Source organism: Wolbachia endosymbiont (group A) of Epagoge grotiana (genome assembly GCF_947251775.1).
GTDB classification, from domain to species: Bacteria; Pseudomonadota; Alphaproteobacteria; order Rickettsiales; family Anaplasmataceae; genus Wolbachia; species Wolbachia pipientis.
On sequence record NZ_OX366387.1, the window covers coordinates 1,693,565 to 1,705,666 of the forward strand.

Annotated in this window: 10 protein-coding genes and 1 pseudogene; 7 read left to right on the forward strand and 4 right to left on the reverse strand. The window is 34.6% G+C overall.

The window, feature by feature from the left end; genetic code table 11:
- Window positions 1–65 precede the first annotated feature (65 nt).
- Window positions 66–1,496 carry a 2-polyprenylphenol 6-hydroxylase gene (ubiB, locus tag OPR50_RS08040; protein WP_264339656.1) on the reverse strand — a complete coding sequence of 477 codons (1,431 nt, stop codon included), beginning with the start codon at window positions 1,494–1,496 and terminating at the stop codon, window positions 66–68.
- Window positions 1,493–2,233, reverse strand: a complete 741-nt coding sequence (locus OPR50_RS08045; protein WP_038199232.1) for a metal ABC transporter ATP-binding protein — start codon at window positions 2,231–2,233, stop codon at window positions 1,493–1,495. Before OPR50_RS08045 ends, ubiB begins: the two co-directional genes overlap by 4 nt.
- Between OPR50_RS08045 and OPR50_RS08050 the strand changes: the two genes are divergently transcribed.
- Window positions 2,225–3,106: a zinc ABC transporter substrate-binding protein gene (locus OPR50_RS08050; protein WP_010962934.1), complete on the forward strand. Its 882-nt coding sequence runs from the start codon at window positions 2,225–2,227 to the stop codon at window positions 3,104–3,106. The two genes, OPR50_RS08045 and OPR50_RS08050, sit on opposite strands and share 9 nt — an antisense overlap.
- 383 nt (window positions 3,107–3,489) lie before the next feature.
- On the opposite strand, the gene OPR50_RS08055 is transcribed toward OPR50_RS08050, so the two are convergent.
- Both OPR50_RS08055 and rpmG read right to left on the reverse strand, forming a co-directional pair.
- Window positions 3,490–3,717, reverse strand: coding sequence for a helix-turn-helix domain-containing protein (locus OPR50_RS08055; protein WP_264339655.1), 228 nt, complete (start codon window positions 3,715–3,717; stop codon window positions 3,490–3,492).
- Window positions 3,718–3,790: 73 nt separating this feature from the next.
- On the reverse strand, window positions 3,791–3,991 hold the full coding sequence (gene rpmG, locus OPR50_RS08060) for a 50S ribosomal protein L33 (protein ID WP_010082633.1): 201 nt from the start codon (window positions 3,989–3,991) through the stop codon (window positions 3,791–3,793).
- Between the two features lie 149 nt (window positions 3,992–4,140).
- Here rpmG and OPR50_RS08065 point away from each other — a divergent pair, with 149 nt between their 5' ends.
- The 6 genes and pseudogenes from OPR50_RS08065 to OPR50_RS09000 all read left to right on the forward strand — a co-directional run bounded on the left by OPR50_RS08065 (window position 4,141) and on the right by OPR50_RS09000 (window position 12,034).
- The gene (locus OPR50_RS08065) at window positions 4,141–5,904 is read left to right on the forward strand and encodes an Rne/Rng family ribonuclease (protein ID WP_265024055.1); all 1,764 of its coding nucleotides are present in this window, start codon (window positions 4,141–4,143) and stop codon (window positions 5,902–5,904) included.
- A gap of 86 nt (window positions 5,905–5,990) precedes the next feature.
- Window positions 5,991–7,913 (forward strand): molecular chaperone DnaK, encoded by a 1,923-nt coding sequence (gene dnaK / locus OPR50_RS08070; protein ID WP_265024056.1) that lies wholly within the window; start codon window positions 5,991–5,993, stop codon window positions 7,911–7,913.
- A gap of 70 nt (window positions 7,914–7,983) precedes the next feature.
- Complete coding sequence (locus OPR50_RS08075) at window positions 7,984–8,268, forward strand: BolA family protein (protein WP_077188332.1); 285 nt, start codon at window positions 7,984–7,986, stop codon at window positions 8,266–8,268.
- Between the two features lie 7 nt (window positions 8,269–8,275).
- The gene (gene metC / locus OPR50_RS08080) at window positions 8,276–9,517 is read left to right on the forward strand and encodes a cystathionine beta-lyase (RefSeq protein WP_264339653.1); all 1,242 of its coding nucleotides are present in this window, start codon (window positions 8,276–8,278) and stop codon (window positions 9,515–9,517) included.
- A complete protein-coding gene (locus OPR50_RS08085; RefSeq protein ID WP_264339652.1) occupies window positions 9,492–10,928 on the forward strand; it encodes a Mur ligase family protein in 1,437 nt (478 codons plus the stop codon). The genes metC and OPR50_RS08085 overlap by 26 nt, the downstream gene beginning before the upstream one ends.
- A gap of 165 nt (window positions 10,929–11,093) precedes the next feature.
- A pseudogene (locus OPR50_RS09000) lies at window positions 11,094–12,034 on the forward strand (IS5 family transposase).
- The last annotated feature ends 68 nt before the right edge of the window (window positions 12,035–12,102 follow it).

A 12,102-nucleotide genomic window follows, 5' to 3' on the forward strand; every position in this document is an offset into this window, starting at 1 on the left:
CGGCTCCTGCAGATTAAAAATTAAGTTGAATAAAAATTGGATTTGACGCAGTTTTTTCCCATAGTTTAAGAAATTAAAAGTTTAACGATTAGAATTATAATTACAAACCACAGCAAAAAATAGACTTTTCCATTTGATTTATTTTTAATTTGGATGTTTTCTAATTTTTTATCAGCTATTAGGTTCAATTTTTCTATAAGGCTAAATATTCCTTGGATTGTTTTTATGGGATAAGAACTTCTAATTTTTTCCCTATACCCTATTTTATTTTCATGTTGACTGCTTATCCACGCTTCAACTACTTTCCACATATTGATTTCTGGGTAGATCTTTCTACATGTCCCTTCCAGTAAAATCATAGTTTTCTGCAGCAATAACAATTGTGTTTGAACTTTCATATCAAAATCACCAGTTATTTTTAATAGCTGAGCAAGTAAACTAGCAAATGAAATCTTCTGTATAGGCTGCCCAATAATGGGTTCACCTATTGCCCTGCAAGCTGTGACAAAATTTCTATGCTGTGATGAAACGTAACCAGCTTTAAAGTGCATTTTTGCAACGTGATCATAATCCCGATTTAAAAAGCCTTTGAGTATCTCTATAACGTAATAGCATGTCTCACGATCTATTCTACCCATGATTCCACAATCCAGAGCAATAATATTGTTATTACTATCAACCATTAGATTTCCAGGATGCATATCAGCATGAAAAAAACAATCCCTGTATACCTGATTACAAAACGATTCTATAAGATTGATAGCTATTTGCTTATGATTATTCAGTTTTTCAACTTCGTATATTGGCGTTGCTTCTATCCATTCTAATGTTAAAACCTTTTTCGAAGTTCTATTCCAATCTACTTCAGGTACGTAAAAACCTCTGTCATTTTTTGTGTTTTCCTTTAGTTCCGAAGAGTGAGCAGCTTCAAAACGTAGATCTAACTCTAATCGGCAAATTTCAGCAAAAGTTTTAACTAATTCAATTGGCCTCAGCCTTTTTGATTGTTCGCTAAATTTTTCTGCAATTTCTGCGAGCCAAGAAAGCATTTTTATATCCCTTGAGAATGTTTTCTCAATATTTGGCCTTAAAACCTTCACAGCAACTTCCTTACCCTCAGTTGTAACCGCTCTATGCACCTGAGAAATCGATGCTGCTGCAATTGGCTTTTCAGAAAAGCTTGAAAAAATGTCGCTCAATTTACAATTAAACTCACTTTCTATAGTTTTAACTGCTATTTTATGTGAAAACGATGGCAATCTATCACATATCAATAACAAGTTATTTGTTATATCTTCATTTAAAACATCAGTACGTGATGAGATAGACTGCCCAAACTTAATGAACACCGGACCTAATTTTTCAAGAGCACACTTTAGCTTGTGGCCTTGTATTTTATTTATTGATTTTTTTGATGGTGGAAGTAAATAAGGTAATATATTGTAACGCGTCAGCACCGTAGTTATGTGCAGAAGACGCAAAATATTTTGAATCATTTCGCTGCGTAACTGCTAAATATTTCATTTAGGGTTCTATTTTTCATAATCTCATCAGGCTTGCCTTGGCAATAGATAGTATTATTTATACAAATTATGTAATCTGAGGATGGTAGAGCAGAGTTAAGATCATGAGAAGTCATAAGAATCGATACCAATCGTTTTTTTGCTATTTTATTTATAATATCATAAAATTTAGCCCGTGCGTTAATATCCATTGCACTAACTGGCTCATCTAGAATGATCAAGTCAGGCTCTGCAATTAAACAACGTGCAAGCAGTAATAATTGTGTTTGCCCTGCAGAAATTTCTAATACTTGATTTTTCAAAATGTTACCGATACCAGCCAACTCTATCGTTTCTGTAATAATGGATTGATTTTTCTTTAGTCTTTTCAAGGAGCTATTTAAAAGAAAATATTCAACTGTTATTGGCATCAAATTACTAATACTAAAATTTTGCGGCATGTAGCTAATTTTTGTGTTCTCAGCTAACACAATATTTCCAGTATAATTTTTATTTATACCAGCAATTGCTTTCACTAAAGAGGTTTTACCTCCACCATTTGGACCAAGTATTGTAATTATGTCTCCTCTTTCCATGAACATATTGATATTGTCAAGGATTCTTTTACCATCATATGCGAGAGCAAGATTTTCTATTTTTAGAACACGATTATTGACATTATTCAATTTATTGACAAAATTTAACTTCTTCTCAACGTTTATATGAGACATTTACTGGCTTTTTTTCTATTACTTTCACTTACACTATACTATAATATTGCCTTTTCATCCAATTTAAAAGTTGTAGCTACAATCAAACCTATCCACTCACTTGTAGCTTCTGTTACAGAAGGGATTTTAGAACCGGAATTGCTTGGCTATGCAACATCTGCACATAATTATATATTAAAGCCATCTGATGCGAGTAATTTAGAATCAAGTGACGTTATATTTTATGTTGACGATAACTTAGAGACGTTTGTTCAAACTTTCGCCAAAAATAATAAAGAACTAGTGCAATTGTCAAAGGCAATCAACCTACTTCCTACTCGGCCACATTCATTTTCTAGAAAAATCACTCACATTCAAGATGAAAAAGATTTACACATGTGGCTGAGTCCCGAAAATGCAAAGAGCATGATACTTTCTATAAGTGCAACATTGTCTGACATAGATAAAGGAAATTCCCATCGATACAGTTCTAATGCAACAAAAGCTATAAAAAAAATAGACCAAGAAGTAAAAGAAATCATGAAAGAACTGAATGATTTTAAAAATCAAAAATACATCGTTACTCATGATGCTTATCAATATTTTGAAAAATATTTCGGTCTAAATCATCCAAGCGCTATTCTTTCCATAGAAGAGGATTCTTACATAGGTATGAAGAGTTTAATGAAGCTAAAAAAGATAATGAAGGAAGAAAACGTTAAATGTATATTTGCTCATTCACAGGAAGATAGCATAAAGCCTAACGCCCTTTCTAATGACGCAAAAATGGTAGTTCTTGATCCTATTGGATCAGACATAGAGCCTGGAAAAGATGCATATCTAGCTATAATCAATAGCATTGCACAAAATTTTAAGTCTTGTTTTGTTGAGTAATAAGTTCCCTTTTAGCTTACTGTTTTATTGTTCTACAAATCAAGAAGAAGTGAGTTTACAACAAATGGTGTCATTCCAGTCTGGAATCCAGCTTTTTCATAATCATCAAAACGTTGTATTTTAACATAAAACGGCTACTTTTATGCTTACTAACTTAATAAAATTCCTGGATCCCAGACTGGGATGACATCGTAGGGGTGCTGGCCTGATAACCGTCATCCCGCTACTTGTTAGCGGGATCTAGAGATACCGCGAATGAATCGCGGTATGACGGTTCGCGGCGGCATGACGATAAGGTTTATACCTTGTCATCCCAGTGCTTGACACCGGGGTTGATTTATCTTGTCTACCTTATTTTGCCACTCCGCTGAACGGATACCATATTATGCAGGTTTAGAATTATGCTTTATTCTTACGTTTATGTCTTGGCCCAATACAATCAATAAGTTAAGCAAGTATTCTAAGGAGAACCCTTCGATTTTTGACCTATTGATTTGAGATACTTTAGGTTGATCAATCTTTAGAGCGTTTGCTGCTTTTTTCTGTGTTGTGTACTTCTTACTTATTAATTGTGCAATGACCTTTATTAATTTCAGTTTTGTATCTTTCACATCCCCCAACTCTACTATTATAGGATAACTTAATTGTAAATTTTGCATAATAATAAAATTCCTTATAAAAAAATTACTTTAGTTTTTCTTCTTTAAATAACACATGCCTTCTGACTACTGGGTCATACTTCCTAAACTCCAGTTTTTTGGTGAGCTTTTTTGGATTACGCTTTTTTACATAAAAATAGCCAGTTGATTTTTCTTCACCAGTTTTTGTTATCTTGATTGCAGTGCTGACTAACTTAACGAGCAAAGAAGCATTTTTTTTCGCCATACTTATAATGATATAATAAATTCTATGCGAGTTTATTACGCAAAATACTAAAAGTCAATCGAATAATGCAGATTGCAAAATCCTTGACAATCAACAGTGCATTAAGTAGCATAAAGTTAACTTCAGAATAAAAAGCAAACGGTAAATAAGTGACAAATAGTGGTAAAAGGGTATTGTTGATAGAAAATTCTATCTGTTCTAATGAGGTAAGAGTTGCCTTGTCAATTAATAACAAGGTTGTAGAATTTGAACAAGAATTCAAGGAAAAAAAACAATTAAGAGGTAATATATACGTTGCTTATATAAAGCGTATAGAGCCTTCTTTGCAAGCCGTATTTATTGAATATGGGAAAAATAAGCAAGGTTTTTTGTCTTTTTCCGAGATATCTCTAGATTACTTCAACATTCCAGAAAAAGAAAAGGAAACTATCTTTGAGGGCTACTCAAATGACGATTGTATAGAAGAAGCCTCAGCAAATGTTTCTTCAGATTCTGCAGCTAGTAAGAATGTCAACGGATCAGGTAGTGGTTTTGTAAGAGAGGTACCTTTATATAAAAAATACAAATTACAAGATGTTATTTCAGTAAATCAAAAAGTATTGGTCCAGCTAACTAAAGAGGAACGAGGCAATAAAGGAGCTTCATTTACAACATACATAACTTTAGTGGGTAGATACTGTGTTTTCATGCCAAATTCCATGAGTAAAGGTGGAGTGTCTCGCAGAATTGAAGATGCTAATGTCAGAAAGCAGTTAAAGGAGATACTGAGTTCAATAAACTTGCCAAAAAGATCAGGTTTAATAGTAAGAACTGTTGGTTCAGGAAAAAATAAGAAAGAAATTGAGCAGGATTACAATTACTTATCCTCATTATGGCAGAGCATTCAAAAAAATGCCTTCTCTGTAAACGTTCCATCATTAATTTACAATGAAGCAGATGTAATTATGAGATCTGTTCGTGATTTTTGTAGCGATGGTATAGAAGTTATAGTGTCTGGAAAGGAAGCTTTTGAGGCAGTTAGGCAATATGCTAACAATGCACTAAAAGGTAGTAAGTTGCGCTATAGATTGTATAGAGGTTATGCTCCGATCTTTACTTACTACGGAATCGAAGATCAAATTTCTGAGTTATATAGCAATAGAGTAGAATTGCCATCTGGTGGGTCTTTGATAATAACTTTAACTGAGGCGTTTGTTTCAATAGACGTAAATTCAGGAAAGATGACAGGAGAAGATAGCGTAGAAGAAACAGCTTATAGAACCAACATGGAAGCAGTACCTGAAATATCAAGACAGGTGAATCTTAGGGGCCTATCAGGATTAATAGTAGTCGATTTTATTGATATGTTGAAATATCAGTATTGCAGAGCTGTTGAGTCTGCTATAAAGCAAGCGTTTAAAGATGATAAAGCTAAAGTTCAATTTAGCTACATAAATGACTTTGGTTTAATGGTATTTTCAAGACAAAGAATTAAACCAAACATACAAGAAATTAATACTACAGAGTGTTTACACTGCAAAGGTACTGGAAGAGTAAAATCAAACGAAGTAATTGTTTCATCAATACTAAGGGATTTACAACATATTGCTAACAAGAATCGAAATAAGTCTTTTGATTTAGTAGCACACAGTGCAGTTATAGCGCACATTTTTAATAACAAACGCAATACAGTTTCTACAATCGAAAAAGAGTTTAATATTACATTGAACGTTAGTATTGATAACAGTTTAGATGTAAATACATTTGTTTTAAAACAAGGAGATGATGTTAATTTAAACGGTTATAAGCCATTACAGAACTCTGGATACCAAATTGGGGATAGCAGCAATGAAGAAGCTGATAATTCAAATAAACTACGAGGCAATTTTTGGCTGACTAAGTGGCTTTCGCGCCTTTTAAGTTCTAATAACTAATTAGAAACCTAAATTGGGCTTGTAATTAATGAGCCCTATACTTATATATTCTTATATCAGATAATATTTACAATGGGGTACTCATTATGGGAAGAGCAATAGGCATAGATCTCGGAACAACAAATTCTTGTGTTGCAATAATGCAGGGCAAGGATACAAAGGTAATAGAAAATAAAGAAGGGGCAAGAACTACTCCATCTATAGTTGCATTGACTTCTTCAGGAGAAAGGTTGATTGGTGCTCCAGCAAAAAGGCAAGCAACCACCAATGCAAGTAATACCTTTTTTGCTACTAAGAGATTAATAGGCCGTCAATATAGTGATCCTGAGATGAAAAATCTAAGTGTACCATACAAAGTATTTGCAGCAAAAAGTGGTGATGCATGGGTTAAAACAACTGATAATAAAGAATATTCTCCTAGTCAAATTGGTGCATTTATACTACAAAACATGAAAGAGGCAGCAGAAGCTTATCTTGGAGAGGAAGTAAAAGATGCTGTGATAACAGTGCCAGCATACTTCAACGACTCTCAACGTCAAGCAACAAAAGATGCAGGAAAAATTGCCGGATTAAATGTACTCAGAATAGTAAATGAACCGACTGCTGCAGCACTTACTTATGGTCTTGATAAGAAACATGGGCACACAATAGTAGTATATGACCTTGGTGGTGGTACATTTGACGTTTCAATACTTGAAATAGGTGATGGAGTTTTCGAAGTGAAAGCAACAAACGGTGATACCTATCTTGGAGGTGAAGACTTTGATAATCGAGTAGTGAGTTATTTACTAGATGAATTCAAGAAAAGTAATGGCATTGATTTGAAAAATGATCCAATGGCTATGCAAAGAATCAAAGAAGCTGCTGAAAAAGCGAAAATTGAATTATCAAGTGCAATGGAAACGGAAATAAATCTACCGTTTATTACAGCTGATGCAAGTGGTCCAAAACACTTAAATATGAAATTAACGAGAGCAAAACTTGAAAGCTTAGTGAATGATTTAATCGAAAGAACTATGGCTCCTTGTAAAAAAGCTCTTGAGGATGCTGGTTTATCTGCTAGTCAAATTGGCGAAGTGGTTCTTGTTGGTGGCATGACTCGTATGCCAAAAGTCATAGAGAAAGTTAAAGAATTCTTTGGCAAAGATCCACATAGAGGAGTTAACCCTGATGAAGTTGTAGCAATTGGAGCTGCAATACAGGCGGGGATCATTCAAGGTGATGTAAGAGATGTGTTACTACTTGATGTGACCCCACTTTCTCTTGGTATTGAAACTCTAGGAGGAGTATTCACTCCACTTATTGAGCGTAATACTACAATTCCTACTAAAAAATCTCAGGTGTTTTCAACTGCAGAAGATAACCAAACAGCTGTTACAATTAAGGTGCATCAGGGTGAAAGAAAACTGGCAGTTGATAATAAGCTACTCGGTCAGTTTAGTTTGGAAGGGATACCTCCTGCTCCGCGCGGAAGGCCACAAATTGAAGTGACATTTGATATAGATGCAAATGGAATAGCACACGTTTCTGCAAAAGATAAAGCTACTGGAAAAGAGCAAAAAATACGCATTCAATCTTCAGGTGGTTTATCTGATGATGAAATAAATCGCATGGTAAAAGAAGCTGAAGAAAAAGCGCAAGAAGATGAAAAGCGCAAAAAGTTTATTGAAGTGAAGAATCAAGCGGATAGCTTAGTCCATTCTACAGAAAAGTCTCTGACAGAGTATGGTGATAAAGTTTCACCAGAAGATAGATCTGCTATTGAAAATGCAGTTAACGAATTAAAAGAAGTTAGTAAATCTGATAACATTGATGACGCTGATTCAATACAGCAGAAAGTCACTAATCTTTCTCAATTATCTATGAAACTTGGAGAAGCTATGTATCAAGCATCTCAACAAAATAGTGCTGAAAATGGCTTTTCATCAGAAGGAAATCCAAATGATAAAGAGGAAAAAGTAGTAGATTCTGATTATCAAGACATAGATAATAAAGAAGAGAATAAGTAATTGCGATTGTCATCCAAGTAGCTGATACTGGGATGACAAGAGGAGCATATTGTTGCTTAAAGAAACCATTATGGATATTATTAAAACAATAGAAGAAAAGATACGCGATTCGATAGATGTAATTGATATCAACATTATCGATGAATCAGCAAAGCATGCTGATCATTATTTTGCTTCATCTTCAACATTACCTTCGCACATTAAATTAATATTAATATCTGACGGCTTTATTGGAATGAGCGTTCTAAAAAGACACAAGTTGATTTATGAGTTATTGAAGGGTGAGATAGAGCTAATACATGCAATTTCTCTTCACTTGTATACGCAAGATGAGTACAATTTAAAAAATAAATAATAAAAATGTGAAGGAAGAGTCTATATTAGTTAAAGCAGGAAGAAAATTTAATGACTATAAAGGTTCTATGAACCCGCCAGTTTATCATTCTTCTACCATATTATTCCCTACTTACAAGGACTACTTAAATGCAGCAAATGGAGAAAGTATATACGATGTAATCAACGATGATGTTGCAAGAGATTACAGCTATAGTAATGTTGGTACTCCCACTGTTCATTATTTTTCAAATGCACTGGCTGAAATTGAAGGGAGTGGACAAGCGCTTATTTTTCCTTCCGGACTATTTGCACTTACTTTTGCTATTTTGACTTTCACTAAAGCAGGTTCTCATGTTTTAATTCAGGATAACAGTTATTACCGACTCAAGAGATTTGCCGAAAATGAGTTACCAAACAGGGGAATAGAAGTAACTTTTTATGATCCAACACAGGATATAACTGATTTAATTCAGAGTAATACTTCATTGATAATGATCGAGACTCCTGGTTCTGTAACGTTTGAGATTTCGAATATAGAGCATATAGTAAAAGTTGCTAAAGAACGTGGAATCGTAACCGTTTGCGACAATTCATGGGCCACTCCTTTGTTATTTAAGCCGCTTGATTATGGAATTGATGTTGCACTATATGCGGTAACAAAGTATCTAGCCGGTCACTCAGATTTAGTGATGGGAGCTATGGTTGCTGAAGGTGAAACTTTTAAATTGCTTTATGAGAGCCATAAAAATTATGGGGTAACCATTCAATCGCACGACTGCTACCTTGCACATAGGGGACTAAGAACACTGCACACACGTATAAAAAGGCACCAAAATACAGCAATGGAAGTGGCAAAGTGGCTAGAAAAACATTTAAAAATCAAAAAAGTTTTGTACCCAGCACTTCCCTCCCATCCTCAACACGAATTATGGAAAAGTTACTTTAAAGGAGCAAGCGGCGTATTCAGTATAGTATTGGGTAGAGAATATTCATGTGAAGAACTAAGCTGCATGGTTGATCACATGAAAATTTTTGGTATCGGTGCTTCTTGGGGAGGGTGCGACAGTTTGATATTACCAATAGATCGTAGATCTATGTCAAGATCTGTAATGAATTCAGATTATGGTGGAAGTTTTATACGGATATTTTGTGGACTGGAAGATCCTGAAGATTTGATCTTTGACCTTAATGACGCACTAAAAAGGTTACCATGTTTAGACTTTCAAAACGATGAAGTAGGACATGAAACTGAGAGAATTACTGCATAACATTATTGATGTTAACTTTGATATTGAAATCAAAGGCGTCACATGTAATCCCAAGAAAATCAAGGAAGGTTATCTTTTTGTTTGTGTGTCAGAAAGGGATAGGATTTACATAGATCAGATATTATCTTGTGGAGCTAAAGCGATAATTGCAAGTGATTGCATAACAGAAGCTTCAAGCCTTGGTATCATTCCAACGCGTGATGCTGGAATCTGTATCTTCCACCCAAACCCTCAAGAAATATACAGCGAAATAGTCAGCAGGTTTTATCAATTCAAACAGCCAAAATATGTTGCTGCTGTAACAGGCACAAATGGCAAGACTTCAGTAGTAGAATTTTGCCGCCAGATCTGGCAAAACGCTGGCTATAATGCTGCGTCTATTGGAACACTTGGAACATGCATCAATAATGGTAGAAAAGGTAATAGCAACAGTCTTACCACTCCAGGTGCAGATGACCTTTACGCAGCATTACGTGATATAGATAATAAAAACGTAGAGCACTTAGTGTTAGAAGCATCAAGTCATGGGATTGATCAATATAGAATCCATGGATTAAAGTTGAGTGCTGCAGCTTTTACTAATTTCTCGCAAGATCATTTAGATTACCATAAAAGTCTTGGTGGATATTTAGAAACTAAAAAAAGGTTATTTTACGAAGTATTACCAGAAGGAAAAACAGCGATTTTAAATGCGGATATAGATGAATACGGCGCATTGCTTAAAATAGCTGAAAAACGCAGTAATAAAGTTGTGACTTATGGAAAAAAAGGCTCTGATATTACTTTATTAGAGCAAACATCAACCCCTAATGGTCAACATCTTACAGTAAAAATTGATAACCAAATTTACAATACATTTTTCCCAGTTTTAGGAAAATTTCAAGCATATAATCTGCTATGTGCAATTGGTATATCTGGATTAAATTACAGAGAAATATGCGTAGAAAAACTCGTTTCTCCACCAGGAAGAATGGAAAAAGTGAAACCTTTTGCATTCGTGGATTACGCTCATACTCCAAGTGCGCTTAAACAAGCCCTATTGTCTTTAAAATGGCATATCAACAAAAAAATAATTCTAGTTTTTGGATGCGGTGGAAATCGCGATCAGACGAAACGTTCAGAAATGGGCAAAATAGCACAAATGTATGCAGATAAAGTAATAATTACAGATGATAATTCGCGTGATGAAGATCCGGCAAAAATTCGCCACGATATTTTGCTACATTGCCCTGATGCACTGGAGATAGGAGGTAGGAGAGAAGCTATAGAGAAAGGCGTAGATATTGCCTATAACGAGGGTATGATTCTGCTAGTTGCAGGAAAGGGAAATGAGAAATTTCAAATTATAGGCAACCAAACTTTTGAATTTAGCGATGTTGAGGTTATTAAAAATCATGCCTTAACATACTGATTTTCGCAATGGGCTTACCTCCGCTAATGTGCGAATATTGAAGCAAAAGTGATGTCATCCCAGTGCTTGACACTGGGATGGCTTTGTTGCATAGCAACTGAAAAAATTTGGTGGCTACTGACAAAATTCATTATAAAATAGCCATTTAACCTTGAAAGAAAAAATATGCCACAAAAAATGAGGGTCAGTAACCATAGCGAATATAACAAATTTCTAGAAAAAAGAGGAAATATTTTTCATTATATCAACGAAGCCATAGAAAAGTGGTACGAGAATGGTCCAAAAATACCAGTTGGCAACAATATTTATAGCGATAAAGTTGTAATTTTGGTGCACATAATAACTTGTTTATTTAGAATAGGCCTGAGGCAAACAGTTGGGTTTATAGCAGGATACCTTGAGCAAATTGGGAAAAATTTGCAAGTTATCAGCTATTCACAATCATCAAGAAGGTTTAAGAAACTCAATATTAAGATCAATGATTGCAGAAAATAATATGGAAGATATCGAAATTGCTATAGACAGTACAGGAATTAGTATATACAACAACACTCCTGGTCATAGCAAAGAAAATAGCGAAGATAGAAAGTATCGCAGCTATGAACAGACAAGAAAATTGCATGTAATGTTGAATACAAACAGCAAAAAAGCCATAGCTGTAAAATACAGTAACGGCTGATCACTATGGAGCTTGTGATTTGCTAAAAGAAGTCGATTTTCAGTATGTCATAAAAGTACTATATGCAGATAGGGCATATGACAGAGAAAAGCTCTATAAGCTGTGTAATCAATATGGTATAAAAACGAAAATTCCTCCGAAAAACAACGCAGCAGAGCATCCAAAGTTAGACTATATGGCTGAGAGAAATGCTGCAATTAGACTAATAAAATCATGCAGCGAAGATGGAATGAAGAGGTGGAAAAGGCAAACAAACTACGGAAAAAGATCTTATATAGAAAGTTTTTTCTCGCGACTGAAACAAACATTCGGGTTTAGTTTTAGGAATAAATCTGAGACAAATAGAGAGAAGGAACTACTTGTTAAATGCTATTTGCTCAATAAGTTCACTGATATTGGTATGGCTAAATTTGAGATAGCTTCATAAATTTATTGTGCGTTACCTACTATCCGAAGAGCGATGCAACAAAGCCATCCCAGTGTCAGCTACTTGGA